Genomic DNA, 22,901 nt, shown 5'->3' with positions numbered 1-22,901 from the left:
CCAACCTAGTCGGTCGCCGGGACCTGCTCGCGGGACCGCCCGGTGCGCCACAGCCAGGCCAGGCCCAGGAACGGCAGGATCAACGGCACGAAGCCGTAGTCCCGGCCGAACAGCGACCACACGGTGGCGTCCGGGAAGTCGGCGGCATCGATCACGGTGAGCAGGCCGACGGTCAGGACGCCGGCCAGCTCGACGCCCACCGCCGCCCAGGCCACCGGCCGCCAGTCCTTCGCCAGCGCGAGGGTGGCCACGATGTACACCACCCCGGCGAAGGCGGACAGGCTGTAGGCCAGCGGCGCGGCGTCGAACTCGCGGATCAACTGGCTCACCCCGCGGGCGGTGGCGGCCAGCGCGAACAGGCCGTAGACGGCGACCAGCACCCGGCCCGGGCCGGTGGCGATCGGTGTGCTCATGGGTCAGTTCCCCCAGGTCTGGGCGAGGCGGAGCTGCAGGAAGGCCACTGCGGCCGCCGCGATCAGCAGCACCACCGAGGACCAGCGGCTGCGCTCGGCGAAGGCCCAGAGCGCGGCGGCGGGCAGCAGGACGAGCTGGGTGACGACGTAGCTCCAGAACACTGCCGGCTCGGCGGGCACCGTGCCGGTGGCGTGCTGCACTCCGGCGACCACGGCCTGGATCACCATCAGGCCCTCGACCACCGCCCCGCCCCAGAGCTGGCGCAGGATCACGGCGCGGTCCCGGAGGGCGAACCAGGCGGCCCAGAGCCCGAGGGCGGCGGCGGCCAGGGCGACCAGAACGGTGAGTGGCGGCGTCACGGGGGTCGACGGTACCCGCATGGCGACTAGGGTTGGGCCCGTGCCCCGAGTGACGTTGACCTCCGCGAACCCCACCCGCCTGTCCGCCGACGCCCTGGTCGTCGCGGTCGCCCAGACCGGCGAGGGCCGCCCACCCCGGCTGCTGGCCGCCGACTGGCTGCCCGCCGACCTGGCCGCGGCCCTGACCGACCTGGCCACCCCGCTGGGCGTGACCGGCGCGGCCGACCAGGTGCGCAGCGTCCCGGCCACCGGCCTGAAGGCCAAGCTGGTCGTGCTCACCGGCGTGGGCCGGCTGGAGGACGGTGCGACCCCGGAGCCCGAGACGCTCCGCCGCGCCGCCGGTGCCGCCCTGCGCGAGCTGTCCGGCGTGCAGTCGGTGGCCGTGGTGCTGCCGGCCGCCGACGCCGGTCAGGTCGCCGCGGTCGCCGAGGGTGCGCTGTTCGGCGCGTACGACTACACCCGGTACCGCACCGGCGAGGCGACCGCCCCGGTGTCGTCGATCGAGATCGTCACCCCGCGGGCCAAGGACAAGGCCGCCGTCGCCGCCCTGGCCCGGGCCGAGGTGCTGGCCGGCGCGGTGCACGGCGTGCGCGACCTGGTGAACGCCGCCCCGAACGACCTGTTCCCGGCCGCCTTCGCCGACGCCGCCAAGGCCGCGGTGAAGGATTCCGGCGCCAAGGGCGTGAAGCTCACCGTCCTGGACGAGAAGCAGCTCGCGGCGGGCGGCTACGGCGGCCTGGTGGGCGTCGGGCAGGGGTCGGTCCGTCCGCCCCGTCTGGTCAAGGTCGCCTACAGCCCGTCCCGCCCGAAGGCCAAGGTCGCCCTGGTGGGCAAGGGCATCACCTTCGACTCCGGCGGCATCTCGATCAAGCCGGCCGCCGGGATGGAGGCGATGAAGTCCGACATGGCCGGCGCCGCCGCCGTGCTGCACACCGTGCTGGCCGCCGCCCGGCTCGAGCTCCCGGTCGCCGTGACCGGCTGGCTCTGCCTGGCCGAGAACATGCCATCCGGCAGCGCCCAGCGTCCCTCCGACGTGCTGACCATCCGCGGTGGCAAGACCGTCGAGGTGCTGAACACCGACGCCGAGGGCCGCCTGGTGATGGCGGACGGCCTGGTCGCCGCGGTGGAGGAGAAGCCGGACGTCGTCCTGGACATCGCCACCCTGACCGGTGCGCAGCTGGTCGCCCTCGGCCCGCGGGTGTCCGCGGTGATGGGCACCGACCCGGTGCGCGAGGAGGTGGTCGCCTCGGCCGGCGCCTCCGGCGAGCAGTTCTGGCCGATGCCGCTGCCGCAGGACCTGCGCGCGGGACTGAAGTCCAAGGTCGCGGACCTCGCGAATGTCGCCGACCGGTTCGGCGGGATGCTGACCGCGGGGATCTTCCTGCAGGAGTTCGTCGGGTCGACGCCGTGGGCGCACCTGGACATCGCCGGTCCGGCCTACAACGAGAAGGCGCCGTTCGGGTACACCCCGGTCGGCGGCACCGGCGTGGGCGTGCGGACGCTGCTGACCCTGATCGAGGGCCGCGCGGCCGGCAAGTGAGCCGATGACGAAGGCCACCGACCCCGCGGGTCGGTGGCCTTCGTCGTGTCCGGGCTCAGCCGTCGCGGCGCGCGGCGCGTTCCCGGGCGGCACGCTCGCGCTGGATCCGCTGCCGGGTGTTCCAGTCCCGCATCCGCTGCGGGTAGCCGGTGCGCTGCACGTCGTACAGCGGGATGCCGAGCTTGCGGGCGACCTCGGCGCCGGCCTTCGCGTCCGGCACCCGGCGCCGGGTCCACTCCCCGTCGGTGGCGATCAGCATCAGCGTGGTCTGGGTGACGTTGGTCTGCGGTTCCAGGTACGCCTCGACGCCCACCCGGGTGCGCACGAACTCGGCGAGGTGCTCGACGGTCGCCTGCTGCGCGGCGCGGCCGGTGGGCTCGGCGGCACCGGTGGCGGTGGCGTCGTCACGGCGGGCGCGACGGCGGGAGAACAGACCCATGCCGGTCAGGGTAACCGGGCTCACCTGGGAGTGGGCTGAACGTCACCCTGGTGCGCGAGTGGCGAAAACATGGGATGTCTGTACCGAGAATCACACCACCAATCCCGTGATCTGGGTCGTCCGGCCTAGATGAAGATGCCAAGATGGGCGGCGACTCACCACACCGACGTCACTTCAAGGAGCCACCACGTGTCCGACACGACCGGGTCCGCTTTCGACATCGTCGTCCTGGGCGGAGGGAGTGGCGGCTACGCGGCCGCGCTCCGCGGTGCCCAGCTCGGCCTGAGCGTCGCCCTCATCGAGGCCGACAAGGTCGGCGGGACCTGCCTCCACAAGGGCTGCATCCCGACCAAGGCCCTGCTGCACGCGGCCGAGCTGGCCGACAACGCCCGTGAGGGTGCGCACTTCGGCGTGCACACCGAGCTCACCGGCATCGACATGAACGGCGTCAACGAGTACAAGGACTCGGTGATCGGCCGCCTCTACAAGGGTCTGCAGGGGCTGATCAAGTCCCGCAAGATCACCGTGATCGAGGGCTACGGCAAGCTGGTCGGCCCGGACACCGTCGAGGTGAACGGCGAGCGCGTCACCGGCAAGCACATCGTGCTCGGCACCGGCTCCTACGCCCGCACGCTGCCCGGTCTGGAGATCGGCGGCCGGGTGATCACCTCCGACCAGGCGCTGACGCTGGACTGGGTGCCGAAGTCGGCGATTATCCTCGGCGGCGGCGTGATCGGCTCCGAGTTCGCCTCGGTCTGGAAGTCCTTCGGCGCCGACGTCACGATCATCGAGGCGCTGCCGCACCTGGTCCCGAACGAGGACGAGGCGCTGTCCAAGGCCTTCGAGCGCGCCTTCCGCAAGCGCGGGATCAACTTCAACCTGGGCGTCCGGTTCTCCGGCGTGACCCAGAACGACGACGGCGTGCACGTCACCCTGGAGGACGGCAAGACCTTCGACGCCGACCTGCTGCTGGTGGCGGTCGGCCGTGGCCCGTCGACCTCCGGCCTGGGTTACGAGGAGCAGGGCCTGACCCTGGACCGCGGCTTCGTCATCACCGACGAGCGGCTGCACACCGGTGTCGGCAACATCTACGCCGTGGGCGACATCGTCCCCGGCCTGCAGCTCGCGCACCGCGGCTTCGCCCAGGGCATCTTCGTCGCCGAGGAGATCGCCGGCCTGAACCCGGCCCCGATCGTCGAGTCCGGCATCCCGCGCGTCACCTACTCCGACCCCGAGGTCGCCTCGGTCGGCCTCACCGAGGCCAAGGCCAAGGAGCAGTACGGCGCGGAGAACGTCGAGACCCTCGAGTACAACCTCGGCGGCAACGGCAAGAGCCAGATCCTCGCCACCACCGGCTTCATCAAGCTGGTGCGGGAGAAGGACGGCCCGGTGATCGGCGTGCACATGATCGGCGCCCGGGTCGGCGAGTTGATCGGCGAAGGCCAGCTGATCGTGAACTGGGAGGCCTACCCCGAGGACGTCGCCGCCCTGATCCACGCCCACCCCACGCAGAACGAGGCTCTCGGCGAGGCGCACCTGGCGCTGGCCGGCAAGCCGCTGCACGCCCACAACTGACCAGATACGAAGGAGACACGAGGTCATGTCCGACAACGTGCAGCTTCCCGCGCTCGGCGAGTCCGTCACCGAGGGCACCGTCACCCGCTGGCTGAAGAACGTCGGTGACACCGTCGCCGTCGACGAGCCGCTGCTGGAGATCTCCACCGACAAGGTGGACACCGAGGTCCCCTCGCCCTTCGCGGGCGTGCTGGAGCAGATCCTGGTGCAGGAGGACGAGACCGTCGAGGTCGGCGCCGTCCTGGCCGTGATCGGCGATGGCAGCGGTGCCGGTTCCTCCGAGGCCCCGGCCCAGGAGGCTCCCGCGCAGCAGGAGGCCCCGGCCCAGGAGGCTCCCGCGCAGGAGGCCCCCGCCGAGCAGCCCGCCGCCGAGGCGCCCCAGCAGTCCGCCCCCGCCGGCGACTCCGCGGGCGAGCAGGTCACCCTGCCCGCGCTCGGCGAGTCCGTCACCGAGGGCACCGTCACCCGCTGGCTGAAGAACGTCGGCGACAGCGTCGAGGTCGACGAGCCGCTGCTGGAGATCTCCACCGACAAGGTGGACACCGAGGTGCCCTCGCCGTTCGCCGGCACCCTGCTGCAGATCCTGGTGGGTGAGGACGAGACCGCCGAGGTCGGCGCCCCGCTGGCCGTGATCGGTTCCGGTTCGGCCGCCCCGGCGTCGAACGACAACGCCCAGCCCGCCGCCACCGAGGCCGCCCCGCAGGTCGCCGCCCCGGAGCAGGCTCCGCAGTCCCAGCCCACCCCGGCCCCGGTGCCGGCTCCGCAGGCCCAGGCCCAGGCTCCGGCTCCGGCTCAGCAGGCCGAGGCCCCGAAGCCGCAGGCCGGTGGCTCCTACCTCACCCCGCTGGTCCGCAAGCTGGCCGCCGAGAAGGGCGTGGACGTGTCCAGCCTGACCGGCACCGGCGTCGGCGGCCGGATCCGCAAGGAGGACGTCCTGGAGGCGGCCGCCAAGGCGGAGGCGGCGAAGGCCCAGCAGGCCCAGGCCCCGGCTCCGGCGGCTGCTCCGGCGGCACCCGCGGCGGCGGCTCCGGCCAAGTCGGTCGAGCCCTCCCCGCTGCGCGGCACCACCGAGAAGGCCAGCCGTCTGCGCCAGGTGATCGCCGAGCGGATGGTGGACGCCCTGCACTCGCAGGCGCAGCTCACCACCGTGGTGGAGGTGGACGTCACCAAGGTCGCCCGGCTGCGTGCGGCGGCCAAGGAGTCGTTCAAGGCCCGCGAGGGGGTCAACCTCACCTTCCTGCCGTTCTTCGTCGAGGCGGCGATCGAGGCGCTCAAGGTGCACCCCAAGATCAACGGTGTGCTGGAGGGCAAGGAGATCACCTACCACGGGACCGAGAACGTCGGCATCGCGGTGGACACCGAGCGCGGCCTGGTCGTGCCGGTGATCCGGGACGCCGGTGACCTCAACCTGGCCGGGATCGCCCGCAAGATCAACGACCTGGCCGGTCGCACCCGGGCCAACAAGGTCACCCCGGACGAGCTGTCCGGCGCGACCTTCACCGTGACGAACACCGGCTCCGGCGGGGCGCTCTTCGACACCCCGATCGTCCCGGGTGGCACCTCCGCCATCCTGGGCACCGGCACCATCGTCAAGCGCCCGGTCGTGGTCAAGGACGCCGACGGCGCCGAGGTGATCGCCATCCGGTCGATGTGCTACCTGGCCCTGTCCTACGACCACCGCCTGGTGGACGGTGCGGACGCCTCCCGGTACCTGATGACCGTGAAGCAGCGGATCGAGGAGGGCGCGTTCGAGGCCGAGGTCGGCCTCTGATCAGCGTCTGACGCCCACCCGCGGCCCCCGGCAGCCCCCGTGCTGCCGGGGGCCGCGGTGCATCCATGGCCCGGCCCGGGCGGGACCGGGCACGGCCGCCTAGGGTCGGAGGCATGCGGGTCGTGATCGCGGGATCGAGCGGACTGATCGGGTCGGCGTTGACCGAACTGCTGCGCTCCGAGGGCGCCGAGGTGGTGCGCCTGGTGCGCCGCTCCCCCGGCGCCCCGGACGAGCGGCGCTGGGACCCGGACCGCGGCGAGCTGGACCCCGGCGCACTGGCCGGGGCGGATGTGGTGGTCAACGTGGCCGGCGCCGGCGTGGGCGACAAGCGGCTGACCACCGCGCGCAAGCAGGTGGTGCTGTCCTCCCGGACCACCGGCACCGCCCTGCTGGCCCGGACCATGGCCGGGATGGACGCTCCGCCGCCGGTGCTGCTCCAGGGGTCGGCGAGTGGCGCCTACGGCGACCGCGGCGAGGAGGTGCTGACCGAGGACAGTGCCCGCGGCGACACCTTCCTGGCCGGGGTGGTCCGGGCCTGGGAGGACGCGGCGTCCCCGGCGGTGGCCGATCCGCGGATCCGGGTGGCGTTCCTGCGCACCGGCATCGTGCTGACCCCGGGTGGCGGTGCGCTCGGGCCGTTGCTGCCGCTGCTCCGGTTGGGGCTGGGCGGACCGCTGGGCTCCGGGCGCAACTACTGGGCCTGGATCACGCTCACCGACGAGGTCCGGGCGATCCGGCACCTGATGGACGTCCCGGTCGCCGGGCCGGTCAACCTGGTCGCCGACCCGGCGCGCAGCGTCGAGGTGATCCGGGCACTGGCGGCCGAGTTGCATCGCCCGGCGGTGCTGCCGGTGCCGGGTTTCGCGTTGCGCCTGGTGCTCGGGGAGTTCGCCGACGAGATCCTGGCGTCACAGCGGATCGTGCCCGCCGTGCTGGACTCGTGCGGCTTCGTGCACCGGCACCGGGACCTGGGCTCGGCGGCCCGGGCCATCCTCGGCTGAGGGGCCGGAACCCTCAGTCCAGCCGGACCGCGCGCTCCTCGGCGGCCGACACCCGCGCGGCATCCAGCACCCGGGCGGTCATCACGGCATCCGCCGGGTCCACCGGCACCGGCCCGCCGCGCAGCGCCCACTCGGTCACCGCACGGTAGAAGTCCGGGTGCCCGCCGGGCGCCCGCCGCACCCGGGTGACTTCCTCGCCGCGGACCAGCCGGCCCTCGTACGGCGACCCGTCCTCGTCCAGCACGCTGAACGGCGACACCTCCCCCTCGAAGCTGGTCACCAGGTAGGCCCCCTTGGCGCCCAGCACCCGGGTGCGCGGGCCCGGGGCGCCGACCAGTGACCCGGCCTGCAGGTGGCTGATCGTGCCACCGGTGTGCCGCAGCGCCAAGAAGACGTCGTCCACCGCCGGGGTGGTGAGGTTGCGCAGTTCGGCGGTCACCGAGGCGACCGGGCCGAACAGCTGCACCGCGGAGTCGACCAGGTGCGCGCCCAGGTCCAGCAGCAGGCCGCCCGCCTCCGGGTCGTTCTCCTTCCACCGGTCCTGCGGCACCGGACGCCAGCGCTCCCAGCGGCGCTCGAACCGGTGCACGGCGCCGAGCTTGTCCTCGGCCAGCAGCCCGAGCAGGGTCAGCTGCTCGGGGTCCCAGCGCCGGTTCTGGAACACGGTGAGCCGGCCGTCGCCCAGCGCGGCGAGCTGTGCGGCGTCCGCGGCGGTGGTCGCCAGCGGCTTGTCCACCACCACGTGCGCCCCGGCGGCCAGCGCGGCGGTGACGTGGGCGACGTGGTCACCGGTGGGGCTGGCGATCACCACCACGTCCAGCTCGTCCGCGTGCCGCAGCAGGTCCTCGGCGGTGGCGTCCACCGCGACCCCGGGCCAGTCCTTCTCCGCCGCGGTCGCCCGGGCGGGGTTGCGGGTGACCACCCGGACCACCTGGGCGCCGATCTCCCGCAGCAGCCGGCCGTGGATCCCCCGTCCCGCCGACCCGTACCCGATGATGCCCGCACGCAGTTCAGCCATGCCTGCCACTGTAGAGGTCAGCGGCCGATCTTCGACGGCCACCAGACCCGGTCGCCGATGTCGTGCACCAGGGCCGGGACCAGCAGGCTGCGCACCACCAGCGTGTCGACCAGCACCCCGAAGGCCACGATGAACGCCAGCTGCGCCAGGAACAGCAGCGGGATCACCCCGAGTGCCGCGAAGGTCACCGCCAGCACCACGCCGGCCGAGGTGATCACCCCACCGGTGACCGCCAGCCCGCGCCGCACCCCCTCCCGGGTACCGACCCGCAGACTCTCCTCCCGGACCCGGGTCATCAGGAAGATCGAGTAGTCGACGCCCAGCGCGATCAGGAACACGAAGGCGTACAGCGGCACCGCCGGGTCGGCGCCCGGGTAGTCCAGCACGTGGTTGAACACCACCGCCGCCACACCCAGCGCCGCCCCGAAGGACAGCACGTTCGCCAGCATCAGCAGCACGGCGGCCAGCACCGACCGGAGCAGCAGCATCAGGATCAGCAGGATCACCACCAGCACCACCGGCACGATCACCTGCAGGTCCCGGGTACCGGCGTCCTGGGCGTCCAGAGTCTCGGCGGCCGCGCCGCCGACCAGCACGTCCGGGAGCTCGTCGTGCAGCGCGGTCCGGACCCGCTGCACGGTGTCCACGCCCTCGGTGGTGTCCGCCCCGGCCTCGGTGACGACGTCGATCCGGACCCGGCCGTCGACCACCACCGGCTCCTGGGCCTCCTGACCGGTTGCCGCACCGACACTCGATCCGCCGGTGTAGACGGTGGCCGACAGCACGCCGTCGACGTCCTGGGCGGTGTCGATCGCGGTCTGCGCATCCGCCTGGTCGACGAACACGGTCGCCGGCTGCACCACACCGGCCGGGAAGTGCTCGGCCAGCACCTGCTCGCCGTCCACCGAGTCGACCTGGGTGCGGAACACGTCGGCCTGGCTGGTGCCCTGGGCCTGGAAGGTCGGCAGGAAGGCCGCGGCGATCAGCAGCACCACCGTGGTGCCGATCCACACCCGGCGGTCCCGGCGGCCGACCCAGCCGGCCAGCTTCTGCCACACCCCGGCGCGGGTGTGCTCCGGGTCGCTGTCCACCACCGGGCGGCGCGGCCAGAACAGACCGCGCGAGCGCTTGCCGAGCAGGAGCAGCATCAGCGGCAGCAGGGTGAAGGACGCCAGGTAGGCCGCGACGATCCCGATCGCGCCGACCGGTCCCAGGCTGCGGTTGGAGGCCAGGTCGCTGAGCAGCAGGCAGAGCAGCCCGGCGATCACGGTGCCGGCCGACGCGCTGATCGGCTCCAGCGAGGCCCGCAGCGCGGTCCGCATCGCGGCGGCCGGCGACTCGATCAGCCGCAGCTCCTCGCGGTACCGGGCCACGATCAGCAGCGCGTAGTCCACCGACGCGCCCACCACCAGGATCGACAGGATGCCCTGTGCCTGGCCGTTCAGGGTCAGCACCCCAGCATCGGCCAGGTGGTACACCACCAGCGCCGCCGCACACAGCGCGAAGACCGCGTTGATGATCACCAGGAACGGCAGGAACGGCGAGCGGTACACCAGCACCAGGATCACCAGCACCGCACCGAGCGCCACCAGCAGCAGCACCCCGTCGATCCCGCCGAAGGCGTTGACCAGGTCCGCGACGTACCCGCCCGGCCCGGTCACCCAGGACTGCAGCCCGGTGCCGTCCAGGTCCTCGGCCAGCGCGTCGCGCAGTACCTCGACCACGGTGCCGGTCACGTCCTCGTCATTCGCCAGGATCAGGTCGGCCTGCTCCGCGTCCAGGGACAGCGGGATCAGCAGCGCCTCACCGTCCTCGGAGGGCACCACCACCGGGTCGGCGGTCAGCACGTCGCCGAGGGTGGCCGGATCACCCTCGGCCGGGTCGGCACCGGGCAGCGCGAGCGCGGGCCACTGCTCGGCCGCGGCGGTCACGGTGCCGATCGCGTCGGCGGGCAGCGCGGCGTCCGCGTCGTCGGCGGTCACCACCACCAGCACCGGCAGCGCCTCGCCCTCGGTGAAGCCCTCCGCCTCCTGGGCCGCCCGGGTCGACTCGGCCGACGACGGCAGGAACGCCGCCGAGTCGTTGGTCTGCACCTGGGACAGCTGTCCCTGGGACATGCCACCGAAGGCCCCCACCGCGAGCCACCCCGCCACCAGCACCAGGATCGCCAGACCCCGCAGCACACCGTTCCTCAGCATGCTGAGCACTATGCGGGAGCACGATCCATCCGGCAACATCTACGCAGAGCATCCGACGCACACCGCCGCGCAACCTCGCGGCACAGGAGGAACAGACGTGACGCAGCACACCGGCGGGGAGCACTCACCGGCCCCGCGGAGCTGGTCCGAGATGGCCTCCGACGATCCCGCCGACTGGCCGCTGGGCCGGCTGCTGTCCGCCGCCGCCCGCCGGGTGGAGCGGGAGTGGAACGGTCACCTGGGCGCCTGGGACCTCAACCACGCCAGCTTCCCGGTGCTGATCATGCTGCTCGGCGGACCGCACACCCAGGCCGAACTCGCCACCGCCTGCGAGGTGACCGAGCAGACCATGAGCCGGATCCTGTCCCGGCTGGAGCGCACCGGCCACGTCCGCCGCAGCCAGCACCGGCTGGACCGGCGCAAGCACCAGGTCGAGATCACCGACGCCGGACGGCAGGCGGCCCTGACCGCCGCCGATCAGCAGGCCGCCGACCGGATCGCCGCCCGCGGCCTGACCCCAGAGCAGGTGGACACGCTCAGGGCACTGCTGGCCGCGGTCGCCCACCCCGCAGACTGACCGCGATCGACCGGGCCCAGTCCGCCACCGCCTCGAAGTCCCGGTGGTCGCCGTCCTCGGCATCGATCATCGCCACCAGCGCCCGCTCGGCCAGCCCCAGCTCCGACCGGCGCAACTGCCCGCCGAAGCACGCCACCTCCCGGGCGTCGATCCGCCGGGCCACCACCTCGACCTCGTCCGGTGGGACGGCCGCCTCACCGGTGACCCGGCCGCGGTGCCCCACCGGCCCGGACCAGAACAGCCAGACCGGCCGGGCGGCGAGCTGCCCGCCCTGCCGCTCGATCAGGTCCCGCAGCGTGATCGCCAGCCGGCCCGCGTACACCGCCGAGCCGAGCACCACCGCGTCGTAGTGGTCGACCGCCGTCACGTCCTCCGGGTCGGTCCGGTCCACCTCGTGTCCCTCGGCGGCCAGCACGTCGGCCACCGCCTCGCCGATCTCCTGGGTGCTGCCGTGCCGGGACGCCGTCGTCACCAGAATGCGCATCTCAACCTCCCCCGTCGAGCCCGCACCCAGGCTCACCCGGCGTGGCGCGCGACGACCAGGGACCCAGGTCCCGTCCGCCCTCGGCGTAGCAGCACCCACCCGGGCGGAATCACCCCGCATCGTCGGTAGACTCCGGGGCCATGGCGCGCGAACCGAAGGCCCCCAAGGTGAAGAAGACCCGGTGGTACCACCAGGTCTGGCAGGCATACCAGATGACCCGGGAGCAGGACCCGGCCGTCACCTGGATCATCCTGGGCATCTTCTTCGGCGTGATCGCCCTCGGCCTGGTGATCGGCCTGCTGATCGGGCACTGGCTGTACGTCCTGCTGCTCTCGCTGCCCTTCGCCCTGCTGGGTGCGATGTTCGCGCTCACCCGGCGGGCCGAGCGCGCCGCCTACGCCCGGATCGAGGGCCAGCCGGGCGCCGCGATCTCCGCCCTGGGCACGATCCGCCGCGGCTGGACCTTCACCCAGGAGCCGGTCGCGATGTCCCCGCGCACCCAGGACCTGGTGTTCCGTGGCGTCGGCCGGCCCGGCGTGGTGCTGATCGGCGAGGGCCCGGCGCACCGGATCGACAAGCTGCTGGAGTCCGAGCGCAAGCGCACCGCCCGCGTGCTGCCGAACGTCCCGATCACCCTGATCGAGGTCGGCCGCGAGGAGGGCCAGGTGCCGCTCCCCCAGCTCGCCCGCAAGGTGCAGAAGCTCAAGCCCGCGCTGACCAAGATGGAGACCGGTGAGGTGGTCAAGCGCCTGACCGCCCTCGGTGCGATGAAGGTGCCGGTGCCCAAGGGTGTCGACCCGATGCGCGCCCGGCCCGACCGCAAGGGCATGCGCGGCCGCTGAGCCCATGGACCGCCGGACGACGCTGGAACGACGCATCCGGTGGATCGTCGCCGCGACCATCGGCTACAACGTCGTCGAGGCCGTGGTGGCCCTCACCGCGGGACAGCTCGCCTCCTCCTCCGCGCTGATCGGCTTCGGCCTCGACTCGACCGTCGAGGTGCTGTCCGCCGCCGCCGTGGCCTGGCAGTTCGCCGCACCCGACCCCGAACGCCGGGAGCGGGTGGCACTGCGGGTGATCGCGGTGTCGTTCTTCGGGCTGGCGGTGGTGGTCGGCGTGGACGCGGTGCGGTCACTGCTCGGCGACGGTGTCGCGCAACCCTCCACCGTCGGCATCGTCCTGGCCGCGGTCAGCCTGGTGGTGATGCCCGCACTGTCCTGGGCCGAACGCCGGGCGGGACGGGAACTCGGTTCGGCCTCCGCGGTCGCCGACTCCCGGCAGACCCTGCTGTGTGCCTGGCTGTCCGCGGTCCTGCTCGCCGGGCTGGTGCTGAACTCCGCACTCGGCTGGTCGTGGGCCGACCCGGTCGCCGCCCTGGTGATCGCCGCCTTCGCGGTGAAGGAGGGCGCCGAGGCCTGGCGCGGCGACGCCGACTGAACGCCGCCGGGCCCGAGCCTCAGCGCCGGACGATCGCCGTCCCGGCCAGCCGGTCGTGCAACCCGCGACCGTCCCCGTCCCACACCACCGCCGGGATCACCAGGCAGAGCAGCACGGTGCGGATCAGCGCGCGCAGCGGACCGGGCGGCAGATCCGGGCCCGGGTCATGGGCGGCCTCGGCACCGGCCAGCAGCGACCGCGGCGCGACCAGCCGGCGCACCCGGATCCCGAACAGCACATGACCCACGGTGGCGCCCATCGTGCCGACCAGCAGCAGGTTCTCCACCGCGAAGATCGCCAGCGGCACCAGCGGGTGGTTGTCGAAGAACGCGTACGCGATCGCCTGGCAGGCCAACCAGTCCACGATCAGCGCGCCGATCCGCCGGCCCATCCCGGCCAGCGAGCCCCGGCCCTGGGGCGGCAGACCGAGCCGGCTGCCCCGCGGCGCGCCCGTCCCGCCGCCCACCGGCGGTCCGGACAGCCACGACCCGACGTCCTCGCGTTCGACCATGCCGACCAGCGTAAGCGGTGCCCGCGCAGGCCCCGACACCGACCCGACACACCCGGCGCCGATCGGTAACACGCCGGAAACAATCGGTACACCGCCGGGAAACTGCCTCCCCCTAGCCTCAGATCGCCCGCCCACGCGAGCACCCCGACCCGAGGAGCAGCGGATGTTCAGCAAGCCAGAGGAACTCCTGGCCTTTATCAAGTCCGAGGACGTGAAGTTCGTCGACATCAGGTTCTGCGACCTGCCCGGCGTGATGCAGCACTTCAACATCCCGGCCGCCACGGTGGACGCAGACTTCTTCTCCACCGGCCAGATGTTCGACGGGTCCTCGATCCGCGGCTTCCAGGCGATCAACGAGTCCGACATGAAGCTGGTGCCGGACGTCAGCACTGCCTTCATCGACCCGTTCCGGATCGAGAAGACCCTCGCGCTGAACTTCCACGTCGTCGACCCCTACACCGACGAGCCCTACTCCCGTGACCCCCGCCAGGTCGCCGCCAAGGCCGAGGCCTACCTGCGCAGCACCGGCATCGCGGACACCGCCTTCTTCGCCCCCGAGGCGGAGTTCTACGTCTTCGACGACATCCGGTTCCAGACCCGCCAGGACGCGTCGTTCTACTACATCGACTCGATCGAGGCCGCGTGGAACACCGGTCGCGAGGAGGCCGGCGGCAACCTCGGGCACAAGACCCCCTACAAGGGCGGGTACTTCCCGGTCGCCCCGGTGGACCACTTCGCCGACCTGCGCGACCAGATCTCCCTGCAGCTGGACGCCCTCGGCTTCGAGGTCGAGCGCGCCCACCACGAGGTCGGCACCGCGGGCCAGGCGGAGATCAACTACCGCTTCGACACCCTGGCCAAGTCGGCCGACAAGGTGCAGCTGTTCAAGTACGTGGTCAAGAACGTCGCCCACGAGGCCGGTCACACCGCCACCTTCATGCCCAAGCCGATCTTCGGTGACAACGGCTCCGGCATGCACGTGCACCAGTCGCTGTGGAAGGACGGCGAGCCGCTGTTCTTCGACGAGAAGGGCTACGGCGGCCTGTCCGACATCGCCCGCTGGTACATCGGCGGCCTGCTCAAGCACGCCCCGTCGCTGCTGGCCTTCACCAACCCGACGGTGAACTCCTACCACCGCCTGGTCCCCGGCTTCGAGGCCCCGGTCAACCTGGTCTACTCGGCCCGCAACCGCTCCGCCTGCATCCGCATCCCGGTCACCGGCTCCTCGCCGAAGGCCAAGCGGATCGAGTTCCGCGTGCCGGACCCGTCGGGCAACCCGTACCTGGGCTTCGCCGCCATGCTGATGGCCGGCCTGGACGGCATCCAGAACCGGATCGAGCCGCCGGAGCCGGTCGACAAGGACCTGTACGAGCTGCCCCCCGAGGAGCACGCGCAGATCCAGCAGGTGCCCGGCTCGCTGGCCGAGGTGCTGGACGCCCTGGAGGCGGACCACGACTACCTCACCGCAGGCAACGTGTTCACCCCGGACCTGATCCGCACCTGGATCGACTACAAGCGCTCCGCCGAGATCGACCCGATCCGGCTGCGCCCGCACCCGCACGAGTTCGAGCTGTACTACGACGTCTGATCGGCTGCTCCCGGTCAGTGCGCAGGCGAGGGGCGCCTCCCGTCAGGGAGGCGCCCCTCGTGGCGTCCCAGGCCCCGGCACCGGCTCCGCGTCACGCCACGGCGGACCGCACCCCGGTGATCCGCCCGCGCTCGGCCCGGGTGAGCGGCGGGATGGAGGCGAGCAGCTCGCGGGTGTAGGGGTGCTGCGGGGCCGAGAAGATCGGCCCGACGTCCCCGGTCTCGACGACCTCGCCCCGGCGCATCACCAGCACGCGGTGCGCGAGGTTCTGCACCACCGACAGGTCGTGCGAGATGAACACGATCGCCACCCCGAGCCGGTCCTGGAGGTCGACGAGCAGGTCGACCACCTGCGCCTGGATGGTCACGTCGAGCGCGGAGACCGGCTCGTCGCAGACCAGCACGTCCGGGTCGCGCATCAGCGCCCGGGCGATGCCGATGCGCTGCCGCTGCCCGCCGGAGAACTGGTGCGGGAACCGGTCGAGCGCCTCGCGGCCGAGCCCGACGAGCTCGAGCAGGTCGCCGGCGCGGGCGTACCGGTCGTCCCGGGTCCCCGTGCGGGTGACGGTGAGCGGCTCGGCGACGACGTCCCGGACCCGCATGCGGGGGTCGAGCGAGGTGTACGGGTCCTGGAACACCATCTGGATGCCGGAGTGCGGCCGGCGCCGGCGCGATCCGGTGCGCCGGGTGACGTCCTGCCCCCGGAAGACGACCGTGCCGGAGTCGGCGCTCTCGAGCCCCACGAGGACCCGCGCGAGCGTCGACTTCCCGCTGCCGGACTCCCCGACCACGGCGAGGGTCTCCCCGCGGCGCAACTGCAGGCCGACGCCGTCGACCGCGCGCACGCTGCGGCGCCCCAGCGCCGACCCCGAGCGGAACACGCGCACGACGTCGGTCGCCTCGAGCACGATCTCCGGGCGGGTTCCGGCGACCGGCAGCGTGACGGACCGGGCGCCCGTCGCCCCGGGCGCGTCCGCCGCAGGCGGCGTCCACAGGCGCGGCGGTGCCGGGTGCGGCGCCGAGGCGAGCAGGGTGCGGGTGTAGTCGGCCCGGGGCGCCGCGAACACCGCGTCCGCGTCGCCCTGCTCGACGACCCGGCCCTGGTGCATGACGGCGAGCCGATCCGCGACCTCCGTGACGACGCCGATGTCGTGCGTGATGAGCAGCACCGCCATGTCCAGCCGGCGGCGCAGGTCGTCCAGCAGCCGCAGGATCTGCGCCTGGACGGTCACGTCGAGTGCGGTGGTCGGCTCGTCGGCGATCAACAGCTCGGGCTCGAGGGCGATCGCCATCGCGATGAGGATGCGCTGCCGCATGCCGCCGGAGAACTGGTGCGGGTAATCGTCCACCCGGGCGGCGGGGTCGACGATGCCGACCTGGTCGAGCAGCTCGACGGCACGGTCCCGGGCGGCGCGGCGGCTCGCCCCGCGGTGCACCCGGAGGATCTCGCCGAGCTGGTCGCCGACGCTGAGCACGGGGTTGAGCGAGGAGAGCGCATCCTGCAGCACCATGCTCATCCGCTCGCCGCGCAGCCGCCGGCGCTCCTCGGGGGTGAGGGTCAGCAGGTCGGTGCCGCCGAGCGACAGCTCCGTCGCGGTCACGGACGCCGCTGGGTCCTGGACGCCCATGATCGCCCGCGCCGTGACGGTCTTCCCCGACCCGGACTCCCCGAGCAGGGCGACGAGCTCCCCGGGCCGGACGTCGAGGTCGACGCCCGTCGCGACGGGGACCGGTGGGCGACCGGCGGCCGCGAACGCGATGTCGAGCCCGCGGACCCGCAGCACCGGGCGGGCCAGGGTGGCGGAGGAGGTGGTGGTCGTCGGCATGCGGACCATCGTGCCCGGTCGGACGCGCCGAAATGTTTCACCGAGGAAAACTTTGCACCGATCTGCGCCGTCCCCGTTGACCGCAGTGCCGGAATCCGCCAAGAGTGTGCGTCGTGAAGCCGGATCCGGCGGACCGAGCGCGGCACCGCCGCCAGGAGCCGCCGCCACCTCCGGTCCGCCCCACCGAGGAGGAAGCCCGTGCTCGACCCCGCCGAGCGGTACACCGGATACACCGCATACGACTACCTGGAGCCCGGCGTCGACTACCGGGAGTTCCACTACGCCCAGCAGATCGGCCGCGTGCCCGCCTACGCCGGCCTCGACCTCAGCACCGAGCAGGCCGAGCGCGCCCAGCGGCTGCTCCGTGAGGAGACGGTCATCTCCCTGCACGAGCACGTGCAGGTCTTCCCCGAGGACATGGACCACCTGCGCGACCACATCCGTCAGGGTCGCGAGCCCACGGCCTACGCCGGGCTCGCCCGGTCCGGCCTGACGGCGGTGTTCGACAACGGCATGGACGGCACGTGCTGCATCTCGTCCGACGCGGGCTGGAAGTACCAGGACGTGCTGTTCGACCTCGGCGTGCGGATGGCCGACCTGGCGCACCAGGACTTCGTGATCAAGGGCGAGACGCTCGCCGACATCCGGCACGCGCAGGAGACCGGCCGGATCGCGCACGTGTTCGCGCTCGAGGCCGCGACCATGATCGAGAACGAGGTCGACCGGCTGGACGTGCTCTACGGGTTCGGCGTGCGGCAGATGGGCATCGCGTACTCGGAGGCCAACACCCTGGGCAGCGGCCTGAAGGAGCGCGGCGACGGCGGCCTCACCTTCTTCGGCGAGCGCGCCGTGCGCCGCATGAACCAGCTCGGCATCGCCATCGACATCTCGCACTCCGGCGACCGCACCTGCCTCGACGTCATCCGGGCCTCGACGAAGCCCGTGTTCATCACGCACGCCGGCGCCCGCGCGGTCTGGCCGACCAACCGGATGAAGACGGACGAGACGATCGTCGAGTGCGCGCGCCGCGGCGGCGTCATCGGCCTCGAGGCCGCCCCGCACACCACGCTGTCGCCGCAGCACCCCCGGCACAGCCTCGAGTCGGTGATGGACCACTTCGAGTACTGCGTCGAGCTGGTCGGCCTCGAGCACGTCGCGTTCGGTCCCGACACCCTGTTCGGCGACCACGTCGGCCTGCACGACGCGTTCTCCTCGAACCTCTCGCTCGGCCAGGCCCACGCCGGCGTCGAGTACGAGAAGGTCCCGTACGTCGACGGCCTGGAGAACCCGGCCGAGGCCTTCGGGAACATCATCGGCTGGCTCGTCCAGCACGGGTACTCCGACGACGAGATCCGCGCCGTCGTCGGCGGCAACATCGTCCGCGTTCTCGAGGAGGTCTGGGTCTGATGCGTCACCACCGGCACCGTCCACCCGTCGTCGCGGCGCTCGCGCTCGCCGGAGCGCTCGCGCTCGCGGCCTGCGCGCCGTCGGCCCCGCAAGAGGACGCCCCGTCCTCCGCCGGCGCCGGCGCGACCGCCGGCTCCGACACGCTCACGATCGCCACCACGACCGACGTCGTGAACTTCAACCCGCTGATCGGCAACAGCCGCAGCGACTACTGGATCACCAACCTCATGTACCCGCACCTGCTCTCGATCGCCGAGGACGGGTCGAAGGAGCCGCACCTGGCGACGGAGTGGGGCTACACCGACGAGACGCACGGCTACTACGAGATCCGCGACGACTTCACCTGGAGCGACGGAGAGCCGCTGACCGCCGCGGACGTCGCCTACACGATGAACGCCGTGAAGCGGGACGCGCCGTCCGGCACGTTCTACGGGCAGATGGGCACGTTCGCGTCGGCCGAGGCGGTCTCCGACACGCGCGTCGAGGTGACGCTGACCGAGCCGGACACCTCGCTCATCGAGGAGATCGGCTTCTGGGGCAACGTCGTGCCCCAGCACGTCTTCGAGCCCGCGGGCTCGGTGGCCGAGTTCGCGAACGACGGCGCGGACGGCGGCTGGGTCAGCGCCGGACCGTTCCTGCTGACCGACGTCCAGGTGGGGCAGAGCTACACGCTCGAGCGCACCGACTCGTACCCGCTGGTCGAGGGCGGCGTCGCGCTGCCGGCGCGGGTTGTCTACCGGGTGCTGCCCGACGTGAACACCGAGATCCTCGCCCTCCAGTCGGGCGAGGTCGACGCCATCGCGAACGCGCTTCCCCCGGCCCAGGTCGAGCAGCTGCGCGGCACCGAGGGCATCGAGGTCACGGAGGTCACCGGCCTCGGGTACGCGCACATGGTCTACAACATGCAGAACCCGGACCTCGCGAAGACCGAGGTGCGCCAGGCGCTGGCGCACGCCGCGGACTACGAGGCGATCCGGACCGTGGTGCTCCAGGGCCAGGCCGTGTCGACGGGATCCAGCCCGCTCATGCCCGTGCTCGCCGACTACTACGACGAGTCCGTCACCGAGTACGCGTTCGACCCGGAGCTGTCCCGGTCGCTCATGGAGGACGCGGGGTACACGGCCGGGTCCGACGGCATGTTCCCGGTGACGTTCCGGCTCATCTACTCGCTGCAGGACTCGGTCACGAGCCAGTGGGCCCAGATGGTGCAGGACTCCGCGGCGCAGGCCGGCCTGCGCATCGAGCTCCAGGGCACCGAGCGCAACACCTACCTCGCCATGACGAACGAGGGCGACTACGACATCTACGCCGGCAACTTCGCGATCATGGACGACCCGGTCACGAACTTCCGGCTGTCGTACCTGCCCGGCGGCGCCATCAACTACACCTACGTCGACGACCCCGAGCTCAACGCGCTCATCGACGAGGCCGGTGTGACGAGCGAGCTGGACGAGAAGGTCGACCTGATGCGCGAGGCCGCGGAGCTGGTGCACGAGCAGGTCTACGACAACGTCATGTACACCCAGAACCTGTACATGGCCTCCAGCTCGGAGTGGGACGGGTTCGTCTCGAAGCCGTCGGAGCTGCTGTCCATCGTCAACCCGGTGTCGGTGGCGTCCGCCCACCGCACCGACGGCTGACGGGGGCCGCCCGCGTGTCCGTCGCTCTGTTCGTCCTGCGCCGCCTCGGCCTGGGGCTGCTCACGGTCTGGTTCGCCGTCACCGTGACGTTCCTGCTGCTGCGGCTCCTGCCCGGCGACCCGGCGCTCGCCGTCGCCAGCCCGAACATGACCGAGGAGGCGCGGGCGGCCCTGCTCACCCAGTACGGCCTCGACCGGCCGCTGCCCACGCAGTACGCGCTCTACCTGGGGCAGCTGCTCCAGGGGAACCTCGGCACCTCCTTCACCCAGTCGGTCCCCGTCGTCGACGTCCTGGTGCAGCGGCTGCCGTGGACGCTGTTGCTCACCGTCAGCGCGCTCGTCCTGACCGTCGTGCTCGGCATCCCGCTCGGCGTGGCCGCGGCCGCTCGGCGCGGCGGCCTGGTCGACAAGGTCGTGCAGGTCGTCGGCGTCACGGGGCAGTCGCTGTTCGTGCCCAGCGTCGGCATCCTCCTGCTGTACCTGTTCGGGCTGCGGCTCGGCTGGCTGCCGATCGGGGGGGCCTACTCCGACGGCGTCTACGGCGCCGCCTGGTACGGGTCCGTCCTCGCGCACCTCGTGCTGCCGGCGCTGTCGCTCACCCTGATCCAGCTCGGCTCCTACGTGCTGACCGTGCGGGCGACCCTGGTCGACTCGCTCGGGGACGACTACGTGGTCCTCGCGCACGCCAACGGCATCCCGCCCCGGCGGATCCTGTGGAAGCACGCGCTGCGCAACGCCCTGCTGCCGGCCACCACGCTGATCGGCCTGCAGCTCGGGTTCCTGGTCGGCGGGGCGGTGCTCACCGAGACGGTGTTCGCCTACCCCGGTGTCGGCCGCGGCATCTACGAGGCGGTCACCCAGCTCGACTTCCCGGTCCTGCAGGGCGCGTTCCTGCTGCTCGCCGTGACGGTCGTGGCCGCCAACACCCTGACCGACATCGCCTACGGGTTCCTCGACCCGAGAGTGAAGGCCTCATGACGACCCCGATCCCCGAGAGCGCCCTGGTCGACCTCGACGGCGGGGGCCTGCCTGCCGAGCCCGCGGCGGCGCCCGACGGCACCCGCGCCGGCCGCGCGACCTGGCGGGCGTTCCGCCGGCAGCCGCTGGGCGTCGCCGCCCTGGCGATCCTCGTGCTGCTCGTCGGCGGCAGCATCCTCGCGCCGCTGATCACGGACCCGCCGGAGTCGTACGGCACCGACGTGCTCCGCCCGCCCGGCGGCACGTACCCGTTCGGCACGGACGCGCTCGGCCGCGACGTGCTCGCCGAGGTCGTCTGGGGTGCGCGCCAGTCGCTGCTGGTCGCGGTCGCCGCGTCCGTGATCGCCATCGTGTTCGGCACCCTGGTCGCGGTGGTCGGTGCGTACGTAAAGGCGGTGGACACGGTCGTCGGCGTGGTCGTCGACCTCACGCTGTCGCTGCCCGTGCTGCCGCTGATGATCCTCGTCGCGGCCCTGGTCGGGCCGAGCACGACGACGATCATCGGCGTGGTCGCCGCGTTCTCCTGGCCGGAGGTCACCCGGCTGGTGCGGTCGCAGGCGCTGGCGGTCGTCCACCTGCCATACGTCGACGCCGCCCGCCTGATGACGCGGCGCCACGCCTGGATCCTCGGCCGGCACGTGGTCCCGGCCGTGACGCCGGTGATCGTGGTGTCGGTCGTGGTGACGGCCTCCCGGGCCGTGCTGTCCGCCGCGGGGCTCGCGTTCCTCGGCCTCGGCGACCCGACCACGTGGTCCTGGGGACGGATCCTCTACGAGGCGCAGCAGTCGGGCGCGATGGTGAGCGCCTGGTGGCTCACCCTGTTCCCGTCCCTGGCGATCCTGGCGCTCGTGCTCTCGGCGACGCTCCTGTCCATCGCATACAACGACGCCCGGAACCCGAGGAACCATGACCGCTGAAACCCTCGCTCCCCCGCTCCCGGTCGACGCCGCGGGCCGCCGGGTCACCCGGCTCCCCGCCCACGTGCTCGGCGCCGCCCAGGACCGGGTGCGCGCGGCGGCCGACGCCGCGGGCCTCGCCGCAGTGCTGACCGACGACCCGGACGACGTCGCCTACCTCACGGGCTTCTTCCACCACCCGTGCGAGCGCCCGGTCGCCGCGCTCGTCGAGACCTCCGGCCGCACCCTGCTCCTGGTCCCGGAGCTCGAGCGCCAGCACGCGGAGGAGCAGCGTGCGCACGCCGAGCTCGTCTCCTACCCGGAGTACCCGGGGCTGCGGAGCCCGTTCGCGGCGCTCGCGGACGCCGCTGCCCCGGAGGTGCGGCGCGGGACCGTCGGCGTCGCCACGGCGATCACGCAGCACCGGCTGGCGCTCGCGGGCGCCGCGTTCGGCGACGTCGACTGGGAACCGACGGAGATCGTCACCCGCGCCCGGCACGTGAAGGCACCAGAGGAGATCGCGCTGCACCGCGAGGCAGCCCGGATCACCGACCGCATGCTCGCGGCCGGCGTCGCGCTCGTCACCGACGCCGTCCGCGACGGCGGCGCGCTGCCCAGCGAGCAGGAACTCGCCGCGCACGTGACCCGCACCGGCACCGCGGCGATGTACGCGGAGCACGCGGACGTGGTGGTCGTGCAGCCGCTCGCCGGCGGCCTCGTCTACGCCGGCGCGAACTCCGCCATCCCGCACGGACTGCCGTCGGGGTACCGCCTGCGCCCCGGGGACACCTTCATGCTGTCGCTCGGCTGCGCGGTCGGCGGCCGGTTCGTCGAGGGCGAGCGCACGTTCGTCCTCGGCGAGCCCACCGCCGAGCAACGCCGCTACCACGACGCCGTGCGTGCGGCGCAGGCCGAGGGGGCACGTGCGATCGCACCGGGCGTGCGGTGCGCGGACAGCAACGCGCGCTGCCTCGCGGTGATCCGTGAGGCGGGGCTCGGCGGCTACCTGCGGCACCGGCAGGGGCACGGGATCGGGGTCGGCATGCACGAGCCGCCGTGGCTCGAGGACGGCGACCCGACCCCGCTGGCGCCCGGCATGGTCGTGTCGAACGAGCCCGGCCTGTACGTGCCGGGCCACGGGGGCTACCGCATCAGCGACTCGGTGCTCGTGACACCCACCGGGTCCGAGCCGCTCACGTCCTCCCCGCGCGACCTCGACTCCTGCACCGTCCTCCTCTGACCCG

21 protein-coding genes are annotated in these 22,901 nt (G+C 72.7%); 13 read left to right on the top strand and 8 right to left on the bottom strand.

The features are described from left to right. Positions 1-5: 5 nt before the first annotated feature. Together HGA03_RS11300 and HGA03_RS11295 are read right to left on the bottom strand one after the other, a co-directional pair. Positions 6-413 carry a hypothetical protein gene (locus tag HGA03_RS11300; protein WP_168630384.1) on the bottom strand — a complete coding sequence of 136 codons (408 nt, stop codon included), beginning with the start codon at positions 411-413 and terminating at the stop codon, positions 6-8. Positions 414-416: 3 nt separating this feature from the next. Continuing rightward, entirely contained in the window at positions 417-773 is a 357-nt protein-coding gene (locus tag HGA03_RS11295) for a hypothetical protein (RefSeq protein WP_168630383.1), read from the bottom strand. Between the two features lie 40 nt (positions 774-813). Between HGA03_RS11295 and HGA03_RS11290 the strand changes: the two genes are divergently transcribed. Further along, complete coding sequence (locus HGA03_RS11290) at positions 814-2,313, top strand: leucyl aminopeptidase (RefSeq protein ID WP_373307707.1); 1,500 nt, start codon at positions 814-816, stop codon at positions 2,311-2,313. A gap of 55 nt (positions 2,314-2,368) precedes the next feature. On the opposite strand, the gene HGA03_RS11285 is transcribed toward HGA03_RS11290, so the two are convergent. Then, positions 2,369-2,752 (bottom strand): oxidoreductase, encoded by a 384-nt coding sequence (locus HGA03_RS11285; RefSeq protein WP_168630381.1) that lies wholly within the window; start codon positions 2,750-2,752, stop codon positions 2,369-2,371. 189 nt (positions 2,753-2,941) lie between these two features. On the opposite strand from HGA03_RS11285, the gene lpdA reads away from it, so the two are divergent. The 3 genes from lpdA to HGA03_RS11270 all read left to right on the top strand — a co-directional run bounded on the left by lpdA (position 2,942) and on the right by HGA03_RS11270 (position 7,099). Then, positions 2,942-4,327, top strand: coding sequence for a dihydrolipoyl dehydrogenase (gene lpdA / locus HGA03_RS11280; RefSeq protein ID WP_239073668.1), 1,386 nt, complete (start codon positions 2,942-2,944; stop codon positions 4,325-4,327). 25 nt (positions 4,328-4,352) lie between these two features. Continuing rightward, on the top strand, positions 4,353-6,098 hold the full coding sequence (gene sucB, locus HGA03_RS11275; RefSeq protein WP_168630380.1) for a 2-oxoglutarate dehydrogenase, E2 component, dihydrolipoamide succinyltransferase: 1,746 nt from the start codon (positions 4,353-4,355) through the stop codon (positions 6,096-6,098). Positions 6,099-6,211: 113 nt separating this feature from the next. Beyond that, positions 6,212-7,099 carry a TIGR01777 family oxidoreductase gene (locus HGA03_RS11270; protein WP_168630379.1) on the top strand — a complete coding sequence of 296 codons (888 nt, stop codon included), beginning with the start codon at positions 6,212-6,214 and terminating at the stop codon, positions 7,097-7,099. Between the two features lie 13 nt (positions 7,100-7,112). Here HGA03_RS11270 and HGA03_RS11265 read toward each other — a convergent pair whose 3' ends face one another. After that, a complete protein-coding gene (locus tag HGA03_RS11265) occupies positions 7,113-8,117 on the bottom strand; it encodes a Gfo/Idh/MocA family oxidoreductase (protein ID WP_168630378.1) in 1,005 nt (334 codons plus the stop codon). Between the two features lie 17 nt (positions 8,118-8,134). Further along, complete coding sequence (locus HGA03_RS11260; RefSeq protein WP_203767574.1) at positions 8,135-10,315, bottom strand: MMPL family transporter; 2,181 nt, start codon at positions 10,313-10,315, stop codon at positions 8,135-8,137. Between the two features lie 97 nt (positions 10,316-10,412). Here HGA03_RS11260 and HGA03_RS11255 point away from each other — a divergent pair, with 97 nt between their 5' ends. Beyond that, positions 10,413-10,892 carry a MarR family winged helix-turn-helix transcriptional regulator gene (locus HGA03_RS11255; RefSeq protein WP_239073667.1) on the top strand — a complete coding sequence of 160 codons (480 nt, stop codon included), beginning with the start codon at positions 10,413-10,415 and terminating at the stop codon, positions 10,890-10,892. Here HGA03_RS11255 and HGA03_RS11250 read toward each other — a convergent pair. Next, positions 10,852-11,376, bottom strand: a complete 525-nt coding sequence (locus tag HGA03_RS11250; RefSeq protein ID WP_168630376.1) for a flavodoxin domain-containing protein — start codon at positions 11,374-11,376, stop codon at positions 10,852-10,854. The two genes, HGA03_RS11255 and HGA03_RS11250, sit on opposite strands and share 41 nt — an antisense overlap. 140 nt (positions 11,377-11,516) lie before the next feature. Between HGA03_RS11250 and HGA03_RS11245 the strand changes: the two genes are divergently transcribed. Both HGA03_RS11245 and HGA03_RS11240 read left to right on the top strand, forming a co-directional pair. Further along, positions 11,517-12,218 carry a DUF4191 domain-containing protein gene (locus HGA03_RS11245; protein WP_168630375.1) on the top strand — a complete coding sequence of 234 codons (702 nt, stop codon included), beginning with the start codon at positions 11,517-11,519 and terminating at the stop codon, positions 12,216-12,218. A 4-nt stretch (positions 12,219-12,222) separates the two neighbouring features. Beyond that, on the top strand, positions 12,223-12,813 hold the full coding sequence (locus tag HGA03_RS11240; RefSeq protein ID WP_168630374.1) for a cation diffusion facilitator family transporter: 591 nt from the start codon (positions 12,223-12,225) through the stop codon (positions 12,811-12,813). 19 nt (positions 12,814-12,832) lie between these two features. On the opposite strand, the gene HGA03_RS11235 is transcribed toward HGA03_RS11240, so the two are convergent. Further along, positions 12,833-13,324 carry an RDD family protein gene (locus HGA03_RS11235; RefSeq protein WP_168630373.1) on the bottom strand — a complete coding sequence of 164 codons (492 nt, stop codon included), beginning with the start codon at positions 13,322-13,324 and terminating at the stop codon, positions 12,833-12,835. A 163-nt stretch (positions 13,325-13,487) separates the two neighbouring features. On the opposite strand from HGA03_RS11235, the gene glnA reads away from it, so the two are divergent. After that, positions 13,488-14,912 (top strand): type I glutamate--ammonia ligase, encoded by a 1,425-nt coding sequence (glnA, locus tag HGA03_RS11230; protein ID WP_168630372.1) that lies wholly within the window; start codon positions 13,488-13,490, stop codon positions 14,910-14,912. A 91-nt stretch (positions 14,913-15,003) separates the two neighbouring features. Here the strand turns inward: glnA and HGA03_RS11225 are convergent, their stop codons facing one another. Beyond that, positions 15,004-16,737 (bottom strand): dipeptide ABC transporter ATP-binding protein, encoded by a 1,734-nt coding sequence (locus HGA03_RS11225; protein WP_168630371.1) that lies wholly within the window; start codon positions 16,735-16,737, stop codon positions 15,004-15,006. A gap of 198 nt (positions 16,738-16,935) precedes the next feature. Here HGA03_RS11225 and HGA03_RS11220 point away from each other — a divergent pair, with 198 nt between their 5' ends. The 5 genes from HGA03_RS11220 to HGA03_RS11200 are packed head-to-tail and all read left to right on the top strand — an operon-like array spanning position 16,936 to position 22,897. After that, positions 16,936-18,144, top strand: a complete 1,209-nt coding sequence (locus tag HGA03_RS11220) for a dipeptidase (RefSeq protein ID WP_168630370.1) — start codon at positions 16,936-16,938, stop codon at positions 18,142-18,144. After that, positions 18,144-19,784 carry an ABC transporter substrate-binding protein gene (locus HGA03_RS11215; protein ID WP_168630369.1) on the top strand — a complete coding sequence of 547 codons (1,641 nt, stop codon included), beginning with the start codon at positions 18,144-18,146 and terminating at the stop codon, positions 19,782-19,784. Before HGA03_RS11220 ends, HGA03_RS11215 begins: the two co-directional genes overlap by 1 nt. A gap of 14 nt (positions 19,785-19,798) precedes the next feature. Continuing rightward, on the top strand, positions 19,799-20,761 hold the full coding sequence (locus tag HGA03_RS11210; RefSeq protein WP_168630368.1) for an ABC transporter permease: 963 nt from the start codon (positions 19,799-19,801) through the stop codon (positions 20,759-20,761). After that, on the top strand, positions 20,758-21,678 hold the full coding sequence (locus HGA03_RS11205) for an ABC transporter permease (protein ID WP_168630367.1): 921 nt from the start codon (positions 20,758-20,760) through the stop codon (positions 21,676-21,678). Before HGA03_RS11210 ends, HGA03_RS11205 begins: the two co-directional genes overlap by 4 nt. After that, positions 21,668-22,897 (top strand): M24 family metallopeptidase, encoded by a 1,230-nt coding sequence (locus tag HGA03_RS11200; RefSeq protein WP_168630366.1) that lies wholly within the window; start codon positions 21,668-21,670, stop codon positions 22,895-22,897. Before HGA03_RS11205 ends, HGA03_RS11200 begins: the two co-directional genes overlap by 11 nt. Positions 22,898-22,901: the final 4 nt, after the last annotated feature.

This window comes from Cellulomonas denverensis, assembly GCF_012396125.1.
Classification (GTDB): Bacteria; Actinomycetota; Actinomycetes; order Actinomycetales; family Cellulomonadaceae; genus Cellulomonas; species Cellulomonas denverensis.
This window is presented reverse-complemented; position numbering and strand designations above follow the sequence as displayed.

Excerpts from the sequence above, each read along its gene's own strand:
- HGA03_RS11245 (WP_168630375.1), top strand. The coding sequence starts at position 11,517 with ATGGCGCGCGAACCGAAGGCCCCCAAGGTGAAGAAGACCCGGTGGTAC.
- HGA03_RS11265 (WP_168630378.1), bottom strand. The coding sequence starts at position 8,117 with ATGGCTGAACTGCGTGCGGGCATCATCGGGTACGGGTCGGCGGGACGG.
- HGA03_RS11240 (WP_168630374.1), top strand. The coding sequence starts at position 12,223 with ATGGACCGCCGGACGACGCTGGAACGACGCATCCGGTGGATCGTCGCC.
- HGA03_RS11225 (WP_168630371.1), bottom strand. The coding sequence starts at position 16,737 with ATGCCGACGACCACCACCTCCTCCGCCACCCTGGCCCGCCCGGTGCTG.
- HGA03_RS11215 (WP_168630369.1), top strand. The coding sequence starts at position 18,144 with ATGCGTCACCACCGGCACCGTCCACCCGTCGTCGCGGCGCTCGCGCTC.
- HGA03_RS11235 (WP_168630373.1), bottom strand. The coding sequence starts at position 13,324 with ATGGTCGAACGCGAGGACGTCGGGTCGTGGCTGTCCGGACCGCCGGTG.
- HGA03_RS11285 (WP_168630381.1), bottom strand. The coding sequence starts at position 2,752 with ATGGGTCTGTTCTCCCGCCGTCGCGCCCGCCGTGACGACGCCACCGCC.
- glnA (WP_168630372.1), top strand. The coding sequence starts at position 13,488 with ATGTTCAGCAAGCCAGAGGAACTCCTGGCCTTTATCAAGTCCGAGGAC.
- HGA03_RS11250 (WP_168630376.1), bottom strand. The coding sequence starts at position 11,376 with ATGCGCATTCTGGTGACGACGGCGTCCCGGCACGGCAGCACCCAGGAG.
- HGA03_RS11300 (WP_168630384.1), bottom strand. The coding sequence starts at position 413 with ATGAGCACACCGATCGCCACCGGCCCGGGCCGGGTGCTGGTCGCCGTC.
- HGA03_RS11200 (WP_168630366.1), top strand. The coding sequence starts at position 21,668 with ATGACCGCTGAAACCCTCGCTCCCCCGCTCCCGGTCGACGCCGCGGGC.
- sucB (WP_168630380.1), top strand. The coding sequence starts at position 4,353 with ATGTCCGACAACGTGCAGCTTCCCGCGCTCGGCGAGTCCGTCACCGAG.
- HGA03_RS11260 (WP_203767574.1), bottom strand. The coding sequence starts at position 10,315 with ATGCTGAGGAACGGTGTGCTGCGGGGTCTGGCGATCCTGGTGCTGGTG.
- HGA03_RS11270 (WP_168630379.1), top strand. The coding sequence starts at position 6,212 with ATGCGGGTCGTGATCGCGGGATCGAGCGGACTGATCGGGTCGGCGTTG.
- HGA03_RS11205 (WP_168630367.1), top strand. The coding sequence starts at position 20,758 with ATGACGACCCCGATCCCCGAGAGCGCCCTGGTCGACCTCGACGGCGGG.